Source organism: Massilia sp. CT11-108, from assembly GCF_047302915.1.
In the GTDB taxonomy this organism is placed as follows: Bacteria; Pseudomonadota; Gammaproteobacteria; order Burkholderiales; family Burkholderiaceae_D; genus Telluria; species Telluria orientalis.
Genome location: NZ_JBKYMO010000091.1, coordinates 1 through 15,317 on the forward strand (window position 1 = coordinate 1; position 15,317 = coordinate 15,317).

Consider the following 15,317-nt stretch of genomic DNA (forward strand, 5'->3'; position numbering starts at 1 on the left):
CCGCATGCGCCGCCGGCGCGCCGGGACGCGGACCGACCGACCACGACGCGTCGGAGCGGATCGTCGGTCCCCGCACGAACACGGCCGGCGGCGAGGCCGCGTTATAGACCTGCAGGTTGAGCGTGTGCCTGCCGGCGGGGACGCGCACGCGGTGCTGGTCGCCATGGACGAACTGGCCGTCGATGGCGACGTTGTAGATGCCTTCGACGGTGATGTCGATGTCTTCCGGCGCGGCCAGGTCGACCTGCCGGATGAAGTTCACCTGCGGCTGATGGTTGTACAGGCGCCAGAACGGCGGCCAGGCGACGTCGCGCTCGACGCGCTGCACCTGCATCCGGTTGGAGAGCCAGATCTCGAAATCGCCCGGGGACCAGATCCAGGTCGCCGTGCCCTGCGCTCCCGCGCCGCCGCTGACGACCGCCAGCAAGAGGGCGATTAAATGAGCGATGAAGAGTGAATACGTTCGCATGCGCGAATTGTATTCACGTTCGTCACCGGTCGCGCGCGTTTGCGCGATTTAATCGCCCGGTTGAGCGATTTCTGCGTTCAGCCCGCGGCCTTCGCCATCCCGTCCTTCGGTGTCATGCGCGCGGCCAGTGCGGCGATCGGCAGCGGATTGACGTTCTCGGCGTTGACGACGTCGTCGAAGTCCCGCTGTTCCGCCTGGGCCAGGAAGCGCTGGGCCTTGTTGCTCGGCGCGGTCGTCTGGATCAGGTGGTGCATGCTGGCGGCCGTCTTGTTCCACGACGTGTTGGCGACGATGGCGCGCATGCGCTCCTTCAGCGCGGCCTGCTGCTCGTCGTTTATGGCGAGCATGCGTTCGCAGGCGGCGATGAATTTATCCGGCGTGTCCGCGATCGCGACGACGTCGCCGTACGGCACCTTCACGTCCGTGATCGGGGTGCTGACGGACGGCAGTTCGGCCGCCATGTATTCCAGCACCTTGGTCGGGCTGATGAACCTGGTCGACTCGTTCAGCGCGAACGGCAGCAGGCAGACGTCCCAGCCGGCCAGGAATTGCGGCAGCTGTTCGTAGGTGCGCTGGCCCATGTAGTGGATGTTGTTCGCGCGCGGCAGGTTGGCCGGGTCGATCTTCACGACCGGCCCCACCAGGACGATCTGCCAGTCCGGACGCGCTTGCGCGACCTGGCGCACGAGGTCGGTGTCGAAGCGCTCGTCGATGACGCCGTAGAAGCCCAGGCGCGGACGGGCGACGTGCGCCTGCTCCGGGTGGCTGTAGTCACGGTCCAGCGCCTTCTGGAAGTGTTTCGCGTCGACGCTGCTCGAGAAGCAGTGCGCGTTGGCGTGGCGCTCGCGCTTGGACTGGTACAGGCTCGGACCGCCCGTGAAGCACAGGTCGGCGATGTTCAGCAGTGCGTTTTCGCGCTGCAGCAGTTGTTTCGGGGCGTTCTTGAAGGCGGCCAGTTCGTCCATGCAGTCGTAGACGACGAGTGCCGGATCGAAGCCTTGCAGCAGCGGCAGGGCCATCGGGGTGTAGAACCAGACGACGGGACGCTCGCCTTCCGGGACGAGGTCGGCCAGCAGCGTCTGCAGCGTGGGGATCTGGTCGTCGTGGAAGCCGGGTGCCTGGATGCCGGTATGCGGTTGGCACACCGTGATGTTCGGCGCAACGGCCGTCTTCTTCAGGTGCGCCTTGCCCTCGTCATACACCGGCTCCTCGACAAACAGGATTCGGTAGTGTTCCGCCAGGCGAGTCATGAGGTGCTGGGGGCGCTGGAAGACGAAGTCCCAGCGCAGATGGCAAAACACGATCAGGGTCGGCATGTTGATTTCCTTTCGCCTCGGGGCGTTCTAGTTGATCTGGATTCAAGGCCGGAACCTGATGCGTCGATGCTCTGGAAAACACCGACAGATCAAGTGCCGGACCAGTGAATCGTATCATGCAAAATTCTTAATATTTTCATTTATGCATTGCAATGTTTGCATCGGGAAACGTGCCGAGACCCCTACGGTCCGGGTCTCCCTAGGAGAGCTCGGCAGAGTGCCAAAAATTGTAGGTTCCCTCCTACGCGGACAATGGAAAAAACACTACGAAGCGGCATCATCTACGCTTGCGTGACGACGTGTGCAGTGCCGCAAAACGGGATCACATCTGGCGGAACTGCCGGCCGTACGCCTCGCTCACGGCGAGCTTTTCGGGCCTGCCCTTGAGCAGGATTTCCATCGCCGTCCCGTCCCGGACGATGTGGTCGATGGCTTGCAGGTTGACGATCGCGGCGCGGTGCACCTGCACGAACTGGCTGGGATCGAGCTGTTCGATCAAGGCCTTCAGCGGCAGGCGTATCAACGCATCGCCGCCCGCTGTGGCGACCCGCGTATATTTACCGTCGGATTGGAAGAACTGCACGTCGCTTACCATCACCAGCCGCACGACATTCCCCACCGAAGCCCTGAGCCATTTCAGGTGGGCGACGGGTGCCGGCGGGCTGGACAGTTGTCGCCACAGATGGGCGGCCGGTCTGTTGCCGTCACGTCCGCGCGCCTTCAGGCGCTTGACCGTCTGCATCAGCCGCCCGGTATCGAGGGGCTTCACGAGATAGTCGGCGGCGCCCGTCTCGAACGCCAGCAGCGCGTGTTCGGCATAGGCGGTGACGAACACGACCTGGGTCGCCTCCGGAATGTGGCGCGCGACTTCCAGCCCGTTCAGTCCCGGTACCTGGATGTCGAGGAACACGACGTCCGGCCGTAGGGACTCGACGTACGCCACGGCCTCGATGCCGTTCTCGGCCTCCGCGCCGATCTCCAGTTCGGGCCACAGGGCGTGCAGCTGGTCGCGGAGTTCCGCGCGCAGCAACGGTTCGTCTTCGACGATGAGGGCGACCGGCATGTCAGGCTCCGGTCGCGGCCAGCGGCGGGGTCAGGACCGCTTCCACGCCGCCTTCGGGCGCCCCCGACACCGTCAGCGATGCGGCGCCGCCGTACAGCAAGGCGAGGCGCTCGTGGATATTCGACAGTCCGAACCCCTGCCCTGCCTGGTCGGTGAAACCGACGCCGTCGTCGTTCACGTGCAACCGCAGGGCGCCGCCTTCGGCGCGCGCGGCGATCGTGACGGTGCCGGGCCGGGTCGCGCGTTCCAGCCCATGCTTGACGGCATTCTCGACCAGGGAGATCAGCATGGCCGCGGGCATCGGTACGGCAAGCAGGTCATCGGGCGCATCGATCCGGAAGCGCAGGCGCGGCCCCATGCGCACGCTCATGAGCGACAGATAGTTGCGTGCCAACGCCAGTTCGCGTCCAAGCGTCGAGGAGACGGCGCGCATGTCGTGCAGCGCGCTCTGCAAATAGCCCACCAGGCTGTCGAGCATGCCCTGGGCGCGTTCCGGGTCCGTACGGATCAGGTATTTCAGGTTGGCCAGCGTATTGAACAGGAAATGCGGCTCCACCTGGGCCTGCAGGGCGCTCAGCCGGGCATGCAGGGCCGCCCGTTCGAGTTCTTGCGCGCGCCGGGCCGTCTCGATCGCCAGTCCGCGCTGGCGCAGGCGTTCGCGCAGCAGGCCGGTCACCGTTTCCACCGCCTGCAATGCCCGGCCGGGCGCAAGGAATAACTGCAGGCCGGGAAGGTGCTCGATCGAGATGCTGCCGGGCCAGCCCGATGGCGGTCGCGCTGCATCCCAGCAACGGCAACACCAGCGACACCAGCAGCGTGGTGGGCAGGTTCCAGACGTCCAGATGGCGCAGGCTTTCGAAGCGCCATGCGAGGATCAGCCCGAAGGCAAGGATGACCACCCACGCCAGCACGACGGTCGCACCATGCCGCAGGATCGTTTGCACGATATAGCGCCGTGCCAGCTTGTGGTCCTGCGGCACGGCCGGCAGGCGGAATGGAACAGTCATCATGGACCCCTTGTAACGTTCGACAAGGATCATTGTAGCGACGCCATGACGACCCGGCGGACGATGCGACGAAGGGTACGCCCGCGGCATGAATGCGTTTTTCCGGGTTTGAACGCCTCAGGCCGAAAGATAGGGTTCCGCGTCTTCCGGTTCGCCGGCGGCATCGAAGCCGCGGGCCAGCAGCACGCCGTCGAGGCCGACCGTGCCCAGCGCATCGCACAAGTCTTCCAGCTCGGCCTCCAGGTGGGCGGCCAGGTCGAGCGGCTTGTCGACCGTGGCCAGCGGCGCGCCGCCGTCCAGCGGGTACAGGTTGATCCTCAGGACTGGCTCGCCGTTGGCTTCAAGCGGCGCGACGACGGCCTTGATGCGGTCCGGCGGGCGCTGCTGGTCTTCCAGTTTCTGGTTGACCTCGGCCAGGGTGGCGAGCATCGACAGCTCGCCCACGCCCTGCTCCTTGGCGCCGTAGAACAGGTCCTGGTACAGGAAGTTCAGCTCGATCTCGGCCGGATGGCGCGACAGGCAGCGCTGCAGCAGCGGCGACACGCTGCCGGCCCACATGCGGTAGCGGGCCATGCGGCCTTCGAAGTACGCATCGGACGCGGCCTCGCCGGACGGCACCTTGTAGAACGGATCGTCGGCCGGCTTCAGCGCGAAGCCGAGGAGGAAGCGCAGTTCCATCGCCTCGTCTTCCGGCTCGTAGTCGCCGCCGATCCACGGCCGCATGCTGGCCTCGATGGCGGGCGTGGCGACGAGCTTGCGCGAGCGCAGCGCCTGCGCGGCTTCGCGCAGCATCTCCTGCAGGTGGCTGTAGCGGATGCGGTCGACGGCGTCCAGGTCGTACAGGTGGCGCACGAGCACGATGCGGGTGGCGGCGCTGGCCAGGCCGGACTGGCGGAAACTGTCCATCAGGGCGTCGAAATCGGCGTCGTCGCGGAACACGTCGTCCTGCACGAGGCCGCCCGTGCTGTGCACGAACAGCGGGATCATGAAGGCGTCGATTTCCAGTTCGGTCTCGTCGTCACGGACGTGGTAGGTGGCGGCCTCTTCTTCCACGCGCTCGCGCAGCAGGCGGCAGCAATCGGGATCCGTGTACTTCGCCACTTCGATGGCGCCGTACAGCACGTCGTCGTGTTTGCGGCGCAGCATGCGGCGCACGAGCACGGCCAGTTCTTCCTGGCGCGCGGTGAGCGTGGCCGCGTCGGGGCCTTCGCGCTCGGTGATCTCGAGCGCCAGGTCGACGAGATTCTGGGCCAGCTCGTCGGGATCCGCTTCCACCGGCTTGGCGGCCTTGGCCGGCTTGGCCGGCGTCGCTGACCTTCGGTTGGGCTGGGCCGACGGGCCCTTGGCCGGGCGCTTGTTGTTGGGCATGGCTGACTTCATCAAAGTTTACGAGCCACCATGGTAACAAATCGGTCGCCCGGGGCGAAAAACGCGTCAGCGTGGGGGGCGCGCGTCGAGGTGGGCCGTGAAGAATTCCGGACGCAGCTTGCGGGTGATTTCCAGCACCGGCATCACATGGTCGAGGTGTTCGCGCATGGCGGCCACCGCGCGGGCCGGGTCGCGCGCCTCGATCGCGTCGACGACGGACCGGTGCTCTTCCAGCACCCCGGCCATGCGGCCTTCCAGCGGCAGGGTGAGCTGGCGGTAGCGGTCCATCTGCGTCTTGGCCTGCTGGATGATCGGCCACACGCCCGGGTAGCCGGACAGCTCGGCCAGCAGCGCGTGGAAGCGTTCGTCCGTGCGGTGGAACGTGCCGAAGTCGTTCGCGGTGATGGCAGCCTCCTGCTCGGCGAGGATCGCGCGCAGGCGTGCCATGTCGTCCGGTCCCACGCGCTCGGCCGCCTTTTCGATGATCGCCGTCTCCAGCGCGTGGCGCACGAGGTTGGCCTCGTCCAGCGCGTCGAGCGGGATGCGGGACACGAACGTGCCCGAGCGGGGCACGATCTCGATCAGGCCTTCGTCCGCCAGGCGCTGCACGGCCTCGTGCACGGGCGTGCGGCTCGTGCCGAACTCCTCGGCGATGTCGCGCTCGACGACGCGGGTGCCCGGCAGCATGTCCATCTCGACGATGCGCCGGCGCAGGCACAGGTAGACGCGGCGCGACGCGGAGAGCCCGCTCTCCGCCTCGGTCACGGGATTGGGTGGGGCCTGGTTCATGGTCGGAAGTGTAGCGAATTCGGCATCGCGTCGCGCGGGATGATCGCGCCGCGGTGGCGGATCACCGTGCCGGCCAGGCGGTGCCCGGCGCCGAACGAATCGCCGGCGGCCGTCGTATCGACCACGTCGTTCACGGGTTCCGGCGCCACTTCGTGCACCGTGCCGTCGTGCCAGACGACGGCCGGATCGCCGCCGCACTTGACGACGATCTCGCCCACGCCCAGCGTGCGCGTGCGCTCGATCGCGTCGCGCGCGTGGCCCGGACCATGCAGCGCGACCTCGTCGTCCAGCGTGAGCAGCGCGATGTCCGCATGGGCCAGCACGCGGCCATAGACGTCGCGCGCCGTGTCCGCGCTCTCCCACAGGCGCGGCCGGTAGTTGTTGTCGAAGACGACCTTGCCGCCCGCCGCGCGGCACCGCGCCAGCGTCGCGATCAGCACGTCGCGGTCGCCCGGGGACAGGATCGCGAGGCTGATGCCGGACAGGTACACCATGCGCGCCCCGGCCAGTTGCGCGAGCACCCGGTCCGCGTCCGGCGCCGCCATCCAGTGGCGCGCGGCGGAATCCTTGCGCCAGTAGTGGAAGCGGCGCTCGCCGTCCGGATCCGTCTCGATCATGTAGATGCCCGGCAGCCGGTCCGCCAGGCGCAGCACGCTGGCGGTGGCGACGCCTTCGCGCTCCCACGCGGCCAGCATCTCGGCGGACATGCCGTCCTGGCCCAGGCCCGTCACGTACGCGACGTTCGCGACCGCCGGATCGAGCAGGCGGGCCATGTACACGGCCGTGTTCAGCGTATCGCCGCCGAAGCGGTAGTCGAGCGTGCCCTGGTCGCCGTGCTTCTGCAGTTCGATCATGCATTCGCCGATCGCGTAGACGGTGTGTGCTGCCATCTTGAGTCCTTGTGTTGAGTATCGGCCGAGAGTTTACCGGATGCCGGCGACGGCCGGGGCATCTGTTTTGCGGGGCGTGCGCGGCCCGCCGTCGCGGACCATGGTCCACACGACGACCGCCGCCAGCACGTCGAACACGGCCAGCACGACGAACAGCGGGCTGTAGCCCACGTGCGTGACCACGATGCCGAACACCAGCGTGAACAGGGTCGCGCCCAGGTAGCCGGACATGCCGGCCAGCCCGGTGGCCGTCGCCACTTCGTTCTTGCCGAAGACGTCGGATGTGATCGCGTACAGCGCGCCGGACAGCGTCTGGTGCGCGAAGCCGCCGATACACAGCAGGAAGATCGCGGTGTACGGGCTGGCCACGAGGCCGATGCAGCCCGGGGCGATCATGCACAGCGCGCCGAACGCGACGACCCATTTGCGTGACGCGAACAGGGAGACATTGAAATGCCGGTGGACGAACGGCGACAGATAGCCGCCCAGCACGCAGCCGATGTCCGCGGCGAGGAACGGCAGCCATGCGAACACCGCGATCTCCTTCAGGTCCATGTGGCGCTCGGTCGCCATGTACAGCGGGATCCACGCGTTGAACGTCTGCCACGCCGGCTCGGACAGGAAGCGCGGGATCGCGATCGACCAGAAGTTCCGGTTCCTGACGATCTCGCGCCACGACGCCTTCGCGGCGCTGTCCTGGTGTTTCGCTTCCTGGCCCGCCAGGATGTAATCGCGCTCCGCATCGGACAGCAGTTTCTGGTCGCGCGGGTGCTTGTAGAACACGGCCCACAACAGGGTCCACGCGATGCCCAGCACGCCCACGATGACGAACGCCGACTTCCAGCCCGCGTGCAGGATCGCCCACACGACGAGCGGCGGCGCGCACAGGGCGCCGATCGACGAGCCGATGTTGAACCAGCCGATGGCGACCGACCGCTCCCTGGCGGGGAACCACTCCGTCGTCGCCTTGACGCCGGCCGGAATGCCGGCCGCCTCCGTCAGCCCGAGCAGGCCGCGGAAGAACGCCATGCTCTGCCAGCCGGAGGCCAGCGCGGCGCAGGCGCAGGCCAGCGACCATGCGAACGCGAACACGGCGAAGCCGATCTTGGTGCCGATCGCGTCCAGCACGAAGCCGGCCACGGGCTGCATGACGGCGTAGCAGACCTGCCACGCGACGACGATGTACGAATACTGCTTCGTGTCGATGTGCAGGTCGGCCATCATCGTCGGCGCCGCGACGGACAGCGTGTTGCGCGCCAGGTAGTTGACGATCAGGCCCAGCGTGACCAGGCCCACCATCCACCAGCGCATGCCCTTCATTTTGCTCATGTTGTCTCCTCCGGCGCCGTTTTTTAGGCGCGCAAGATTCCGGGCCGCTCGGCGCGGGTGCGCCTGCGGCTTCTTTTTTCGTTGATAGTGAGTGCCTTACGCCAGCAGTGCGCGGATGCCCTGCTGTTCGATGTCGCGCAGGTTCGCGGCCAGTTGCGTAGCCAGTCCCGGCACCGCGTTCAGGTCCCTGCCCCACAGCGCCCCGTGGGCGAGCCAGCCGCTGGCCAGGTCGTCCAGCGTCCATGCGCCGCTGGCGACCTTGTCCCAGCCTGCCTTGAACCAGGCCAGCGTGACCGGATCGTCCGCGAGGTCGATGACGCCGCCGCGGTACAGCACCATCGTCGCGGCCATGGCGAGCACGAGGCGGCGCGGCAGGCGGCCGTCGTGCAGTTCGGCGTAACGCAGCAGCTGCGGCAGCACGCGCGCGGCGAACTTGCTCCAGCTGTTCAGCGCGATCGCCGCGAGGCGGTGGTGGATGGCCGGATTGCGGAAGCGGCGCAGCACGTCTGCGGCGAACGCTTCCAGTTCCACGCGGTCCATCTCCAGCGCCGGGATGATCTCGTCATCGATGGCGGCGCGCAGGAACGCGCCCACCTGCGCATCGTCGACGGCCGGACCGACCGCTTCCAGGCCGGCCAGCAGCGCGACCGGAACGAGCGTCGTGTGGCCGCCGTTCAGGATGCCGACCTTGCGCTTCTTGTACGGCGTGATGTCGTCGACGAGCTTCACGTTGAGGTCCGCGCCCGCCAGCTTCAGCTCTTCCCCGACCGCCGCCGGGCCCTGGATCACGAACAGGTAGTAGTACTCCGCCGCGACGAGGAACGGGTCCGCGTAGCCCAGTTCCTGCTCGATCTGCGCGGCGTCCGCGGCCGGGTAGCCGGTGACGATGCGGTCGACGAGCGTACTGCAGAACGTGCAAGCGTCGCCGATCCACGCGGCGAAGCCGGCCGGCAGGTCCCACAGGCGCGCATAGTGCAGCACGGCGTTCTTCAGCGCTTCGCCGTTCTTGTCGATCAGTTCGCACGGCAGCAGGATGAGGCCCTTGTCCTGTGCGCCGTCGAACGCCTGGTAGCGCGCGAACAGCAGTTGCGTGAGCTTGGCGGGGAACGTCACGGGCGGCGCGTCGGGCTGGCCATCGGTGTCGTTGACGACGATGCCCGCCTCCGTCGTGTTGGAGACGATGAAGCGCAGGTCCGGATTGCTCGCCTGGGCCAGGTAGTCGGCATACATCGTGGCCGGATCGATCTCGCGCTGCACGCATTCGACCTTGCGGTACTGCTTCACGGGCAGCCCCGCCTCGTCCAGGCCGCGCACGAGCACGGTGAACAGGCCGTCCTGCACGTCCAGCAGCGGGGCCGAGCCACCGCCGCGCGGGCGCACGACGACGACGCCGGCATCCAGGCCCGTGCGCTCGTTGAGCAGGTCGATTTGCCAGTCGAAGAAACCGCGCATGAAATTACCCTGCCCGAACTGCAGGATCTTGACCGGCAGTGCGAACGGAGTGGTACGACGAAGTTGAGTCATGGGTATGCCCTTACAGCGAAATATCGCGTTTCCAGAAAATGAAGTCGTATTGCTGCAGCCGGTCGGCCTTGCACTTGTATTGCCCGCCCGCCGTCGCCACGACCATGTCGAACAGGCCTTTCGCCACCTCGGGCAGCGGCTTGCCTTCGATGATCGGACCGCAGTCGTAGTCGATCAGGTCGGACAGTTTGGCAGCCACGCGGCTGTTGCTGGAGATTTTCAGCACGGGGACGATGGGGTTGCCGGTCGGGGTGCCGAGGCCCGTCGAGAACAGCACGACGTTCGCGCCCGACGCCACGATGCCGGTGACGGATTCGACGTCGCCGCCCGGGGTGCACAGCAGTGCCAGGCCCTGCTTGTCCGTCTGCTCGCCGTAGTCCAGCACGGAGACGATCGGCGACGTGCCGCCCTTTTTCGCGGCGCCGGCCGATTTCATCGCATCCGTGATCAGGCCGTCGCGGATATTGCCGGGGCTCGGGTTGTCGGCGAAATGCGTGCCGACGGCCAGCGCGCGCTGTTCGAAGTCGCGCATCATGCCGAGGAAGCGGCGCTTGTCGTCGTCCTCGACGCAGCGTTCGATCAACGACGACTCCACGCCGCACAGTTCCGGGAATTCCGCGAGGATCGACGAACCGCCGACGGCGACGACCATGTCCGACACATAGCCCATCGCCGGGTTGGCGGAAATGCCGGAAAAGCCGTCCGAGCCGCCGCATTTCACGCCGATCTTCAGGTGCGACAGCGGCATCGGCCGGCGCTGCACCTTGTTCGCTTCCTTCAGGTGCGTCAGGGTGTCCTGCAGCACCGCCTTCATCATCTTTTCTTCGCTGTCCCATTGCTGCTGTTCGTAGATCAGCACGGGCTTGGCGAAGTCGGGGTTCTGCTTCGCGAGGGCATCCTTGAACATGCCGATCTGCGCGTTCTGGCAGCCCAGCGAGAATACGGTGATGCCGGCCACGTTCGGGTGGTCGGCATACGCGGCGAGGATCTTGCACAGCGAGCGCGCGTCCGCGCGCGTGCCGCCGCAGCCGCCGTTGTGCGTGATGATGCGCACGCCGTCCACGTTCGGGAACGGGCGCACGAGCGGCTTCGGCGCCTCCATGTCCTCCCCGAGGAGCTGGAACGTCAAGGAAGCGAGGTCGTTGGTCGCATAGCCCAGCGGGCCTTCCAGCGCATTGCGCAGGTGCTCCACGTTGCGGTTCTCGCAGAACACGAGCGGGAAGATCAGCCAGTAATTGGCGGTGCCCACGCGGCCGTCCGCGCGCACGATGCCGTCGAATGTCGCATCGTTCAGGTCCGAGACGTCGGGCGGCGTCCACGTATAAGGCTTCGATTCCCCGATCTCCACCTCGGACGCGTAGTGCGCGAGGTTGTCCGTCGTGACGGCTTCCCCCTTGCGGATCGGCTGGGTGGCCTTGCCGACGACGACGCCGTACATGGACAGCAGCTCGCCCTCGGCGAAGGCGCGGCGCGCCAGTTTGTGCTTGGTCTTGACAGGCGTGGAGACGAGGATGTTCTCCCCGTTCCACGTCACGACATCACCCGGCGCCAGGTCGGTCAGGGCGACCAGCATGCTGTCGTCCGGGTGAATGCAGATTACTTTTTGCATGGTTGCCCAATCAGAGCTTGAAGTAGTTCTTGGCGTTTTCGTAGCAGATACCGCGCACGATGGTCGCCAGCGCATCGTAGTCTTCCGGATACTCGCCGCTGGCGACCCATTCGCCCAGCTGGCGGCACACGAGGCGGCGGAAGTAGTCGTGGCGCGGGTACGACGCGAAGCTGCGCGAGTCCGTCACCATGCCCACGAAGATGCCCAGCACGGAGTGGTTGCCGAACGCGAGGATCTGGTTCAGGTTGCCCAGCTTGTGGTCGTTGAACCACCAGGCCGGGCCGAACTGCACCTTGCCGGCCACGCTGCCGTCCTGGAAGTTGCCGATCATCGTCGACAGCACTTCATTCATCGCCGGGTTCAGGTTGAACAGCATCGTCTTCGGCAGCTGTTTACGGGAGTCGAGCGCAGACAGCAGCGCCACGAGGCCGTTACTCGTCGTCATATCGGAAATCGAATCGTAGCCGGTATCCGGACCCAAAGTCTCCAGCATACGCTGGTTATTGTTGCGCATGGCACCGATGTGGAAGCACATCGTCCAGTCGTATTTCGCATAGACGCCCCCGATCGCCTCCAGCAGCCCGCGCAGGTATTGCGCCTGTTCGAGGTCGCCCAGCAGCTCGCCGCGCATGCGCCTGGCGAACAGGCCGTCCAGCTGGTCGGCCGTCGCGGCGACGGTCGGCAGCGGGATGTCGATCGCGTGGTCCGAAATGCGGCCGCCGCGCGCATGGAAGTATTCCACACGGTTGGCCAGCGCGGCGATCAACGACGTGAACGAATCGATCTTCACGCCGGACACGTCGGCAAGGCGGGCCACGTATTGTTCGAAGCCCGGGTTATTGATGCGCATGGCCTTGTCCGGACGGTAGGCCGGCAGCACGCGGGTCTTCAGCGCCGATTGCGCGATCTCGGCGTGCTGCAGCAGGTCGTCGGCCGGGTCGTCCGTCGTGCAGGCGATTTCCACCTTGGCCTGCTCCAGGAACGTCCACGTGTCCATGCCGGCCAGTTTCGCGTTCGCCTGTTCCCAGATCGCTTCCGCGTTCTTTTCGTTGATGACCAGGTCGATGCCGAAAATGCGGCGCAGCTCCAGGTGGCTCCAGTGATAGATCGGGTTGCCGATGGCGAGCGGCAGCACCTTGCAGAAGGCCAGGAATTTTTCCTTGTCCGAGCGGTCGCCCGTGCAGTACTCCTCCGGCACGCCCGCCGTGCGCATCAGACGCCATTTGTAATGGTCGCCGCCCAGCCACAGCTCGGCGATGTTGCGGAACTTCTTGCGCTCGGCGATCTCGCCCTGCTGCAGGTGCGAGTGGTAGTCGATGACCGGCAGGTCGGCGGCAACGTCGTGGTACAGCTTGCGGGCGACGTCGGTGGTGAGGAGGAAATCCTGGTCCATGAAGGCGGTCATAGCGTGTAGCTCCTTGGTGTCTAATCTGATATATCAGGATGGTAGGCCTAATATATTACCAGTGCAAGGACTTTGTGCCTTCGCGGCCGTTGGTGCGGATGTTATGCTTCGGTCATCGGCTCGTGACGCATGGATACAACGCTCACGGCCATCACTACAATAATGGATCCAAGAATGCTCGACTCATTTTTCAAACTGCGCCAGAGCGGCACCGACACGCGGACCGAGATCCTCGCCGGCGTCACCACGTTCCTGACCATGGCGTACATCATCTTCGTCAATCCCACGATCCTGGGCGACGCCGGGATGCCGAAGGACGCGGTGTTCGTCGCGACGTGCCTCGTCGCGGCACTGGGCAGCCTCGTGATGGGCCTGTACGCCAACTACCCGATCGCGATGGCGCCCGGCATGGGCCTGAACGCCTATTTCGCCTACGCCGTCGTGCTGGGCATGAAGGTGCCCTGGCAGGCGGCGCTGGGCGCCGTGTTCGTGTCGGGCTGTTTGTTCATCCTCGTCTCCGTGTTCGGGCTGCGCGCGATGATCGTGGGCGGCATCTCGCGTTCGCTGCGCGTGGCGATCACGGTGGGCCTCGGGATGTTCCTCGCGCTGATCGCGCTGAAGAGCGCCGGCATCGTCGTGGCCAGCCCGGCGACGCTCGTGCAGGCGGGCGACCTGCACAAGCCGGAGGCCATCATGGCCGTCTTCGGCTTCCTGCTGATCGTCACCCTCGACCGCCTCAAGGTGCGCGGCGCGATCCTGATCGGCATCGTCGTCGTGACGATCCTCTCGTTCTTCTTCGGCGGGAACACGTTCCACGGCCTCGTCTCGGCCCCGCCGTCGATCGCGCCGACCTTCGGCCAGCTGGACATCAGGGGCGCCCTCGGCGTCGGCATCCTGAACGTGGTGCTTGTGTTCTTCCTCGTCGAGCTGTTCGATGCCACCGGCACGCTGATGGGCGTCGCCAGCCGCGCGGGCCTGCTCGTGGAAGGCAAGATGGAACGCCTGAACAAGGCCCTGCTGGCGGACAGCGCCGCGATCGTCGCCGGCTCGGTGCTGGGCACGTCGAGCACGACGGCCTATATCGAAAGCGCGTCGGGCGTGCAGGCCGGCGGCCGTACGGGCCTCACGGCGTTGACCGTGGCCGTGCTGTTCCTGGCCTGTCTGTTCATCGCCCCGCTCGCGGGCGTGGTGCCCGCGTACGCGACGGCGCCCGCGCTGCTGTTCGTCGCGTGCCTGATGCTGCGCGACCTGGGCGACATCGAGTGGAACGACACGACGGAAGCGGTTCCGGCCGCGATCACGGCGCTCGTGATCCCGTTCACCTACTCGATCGCGGAAGGCATCGCGTTCGGCTTCATCACCTACGCGCTGCTCAAGCTGACCACCGGCCGCGCGCGCGAAGTCAAGCCGGTGATCTGGGTGATCGCGGCCCTCTTCGCCTTCAAGATCGTCTATATCGGAAGCTGAACTACGCGGCGGCCGGCATGCGCCCGGCCGCCAGCAGCTGCGCGAATTGGTCCGCCGGCACGGCGCGGCTGAACAGCCAGCCCTGCACGAGGTCGCATCCGAGGTCGGCCAGCAAAGCCAGCTGGCCGGCCGTCTCCACCCCTTCCGCCACCACCGACAGCCGCAGGCCATGTGCCATCGCGACGACGGCGCGTGCGATCGCCAGGTCGTCGGCATCCGTCTCCAGGTCGCGCACGAACGAGCGGTCCAGCTTCAGGCGGTCGACCGGGAACCGCTTCAGGTAGTTCAGGTTCGAATAGCCGGTGCCGAAATCGTCGATGGCGAGCCGGATGCCCATCCCCTTCAGCCGCGCCAGCAGCGCGATGCTCTTGTCCGCGTCGGCCATCGACGCGCTCTCGGTCAGTTCCAGTTCGAGCAGGCCCGGTTCGAGCCCGCAGTCGTCCAGTACGCGCCGCACCGTGCCCACGATGCGTTCGTCGAACTGGTGCGCCGACAGGTTCACGGCCACCGGCACGACGGGCAGGCCCGCGCGCCGCCAGGCCTGCAACTGGCAGCAGACCTTGTGCAGTACCCATTCCCCCATCTCGACGATCAGGCCCGATTCCTCGGCCAGCGGGATGAAGTCGTTCGGCGGCACGAGGCCCCGCTCCGGATGGCGCCAGCGCAGCAGCGCCTCCGCGCTGACGATCGATTTGCCGTCGACGGCGATCTGCGGCTGGTAATGGAGCTCCAGCTCCTGGCGTTCGAGCGCCCGGCGCAGCGCGTTTTCCAGCTTGAAGCGCTCGTTCGCGTCGCGGTTCAGTTCCGGTCGGTAGAACGCGTAGCGCTGGCCGACGCCGTCGGCCGCCTGGCGCAGCGCCGTTTCGGCGCCCCTCGCCAGCGTATCGTACGCGACGCCGTCGTTCGGATAGATCGCGATGCCGACGCTCGGGTCGAGGTGGAATTCGTCGTGCTGATACCTGTACGGTTGTCCCAGCGCGGCCAGCACGCGGCGTGCGCTGGCGGCCAGTTCGTCGGCGTCGGTGCGCAGCAGGGCCAGCGCGAACGCGCCTTCCGAGAAGCTGGCGGCCATGTCCTGGCT

13 protein-coding genes are annotated in these 15,317 nt (G+C 66.6%); 1 reads left to right on the forward strand and 12 read right to left on the reverse strand.

Features of this window, described 5'->3' with window-relative positions:
• The 11 genes from ACEN88_RS10300 to uxaC all read right to left on the reverse strand — a co-directional run.
• A partial coding sequence (locus ACEN88_RS10300; protein WP_413339333.1) for a hypothetical protein occupies positions 1–469 on the reverse strand: 469 nt, incomplete at its 3' end.
• A 77-nt stretch (positions 470–546) separates the two neighbouring features.
• Positions 547–1,785 (reverse strand): glycosyltransferase family 1 protein, encoded by a 1,239-nt coding sequence (locus ACEN88_RS10305; protein WP_413339334.1) that lies wholly within the window; start codon positions 1,783–1,785, stop codon positions 547–549.
• Between the two features lie 322 nt (positions 1,786–2,107).
• Positions 2,108–2,848 carry a LytR/AlgR family response regulator transcription factor gene (locus ACEN88_RS10310; protein ID WP_413339336.1) on the reverse strand — a complete coding sequence of 247 codons (741 nt, stop codon included), beginning with the start codon at positions 2,846–2,848 and terminating at the stop codon, positions 2,108–2,110.
• Between the two features lies 1 nt (position 2,849).
• A complete protein-coding gene (locus ACEN88_RS10315) occupies positions 2,850–3,533 on the reverse strand; it encodes a sensor histidine kinase (RefSeq protein WP_413339338.1) in 684 nt (227 codons plus the stop codon).
• A 439-nt stretch (positions 3,534–3,972) separates the two neighbouring features.
• Positions 3,973–5,223 carry a DUF2863 family protein gene (locus ACEN88_RS10320; protein WP_413339340.1) on the reverse strand — a complete coding sequence of 417 codons (1,251 nt, stop codon included), beginning with the start codon at positions 5,221–5,223 and terminating at the stop codon, positions 3,973–3,975.
• Between the two features lie 66 nt (positions 5,224–5,289).
• Positions 5,290–6,012, reverse strand: coding sequence for a GntR family transcriptional regulator (locus ACEN88_RS10325; RefSeq protein ID WP_413339342.1), 723 nt, complete (start codon positions 6,010–6,012; stop codon positions 5,290–5,292).
• A complete protein-coding gene (locus ACEN88_RS10330; protein ID WP_413339344.1) occupies positions 6,009–6,902 on the reverse strand; it encodes a sugar kinase in 894 nt (297 codons plus the stop codon). Before ACEN88_RS10330 ends, ACEN88_RS10325 begins: the two co-directional genes overlap by 4 nt.
• A gap of 33 nt (positions 6,903–6,935) precedes the next feature.
• Positions 6,936–8,231 carry an MFS transporter gene (locus ACEN88_RS10335; RefSeq protein WP_413339346.1) on the reverse strand — a complete coding sequence of 432 codons (1,296 nt, stop codon included), beginning with the start codon at positions 8,229–8,231 and terminating at the stop codon, positions 6,936–6,938.
• Positions 8,232–8,327: 96 nt separating this feature from the next.
• Positions 8,328–9,755, reverse strand: coding sequence for a tagaturonate reductase (locus tag ACEN88_RS10340; RefSeq protein WP_413339348.1), 1,428 nt, complete (start codon positions 9,753–9,755; stop codon positions 8,328–8,330).
• A gap of 10 nt (positions 9,756–9,765) precedes the next feature.
• Positions 9,766–11,364, reverse strand: coding sequence for a UxaA family hydrolase (locus ACEN88_RS10345; RefSeq protein ID WP_413339349.1), 1,599 nt, complete (start codon positions 11,362–11,364; stop codon positions 9,766–9,768).
• Between the two features lie 10 nt (positions 11,365–11,374).
• Positions 11,375–12,769, reverse strand: a complete 1,395-nt coding sequence (uxaC, locus tag ACEN88_RS10350) for a glucuronate isomerase (protein WP_413339351.1) — start codon at positions 12,767–12,769, stop codon at positions 11,375–11,377.
• Between the two features lie 174 nt (positions 12,770–12,943).
• Between uxaC and ACEN88_RS10355 the strand changes: the two genes are divergently transcribed.
• Complete coding sequence (locus tag ACEN88_RS10355) at positions 12,944–14,236, forward strand: NCS2 family permease (RefSeq protein WP_413339353.1); 1,293 nt, start codon at positions 12,944–12,946, stop codon at positions 14,234–14,236.
• Between the two features lies 1 nt (position 14,237).
• Here the strand turns inward: ACEN88_RS10355 and ACEN88_RS10360 are convergent.
• Positions 14,238–15,317, reverse strand: a 1,080-nt coding sequence (locus ACEN88_RS10360; RefSeq protein ID WP_413339355.1) for a putative bifunctional diguanylate cyclase/phosphodiesterase, incomplete at its 5' end; no start/stop codon positions are given.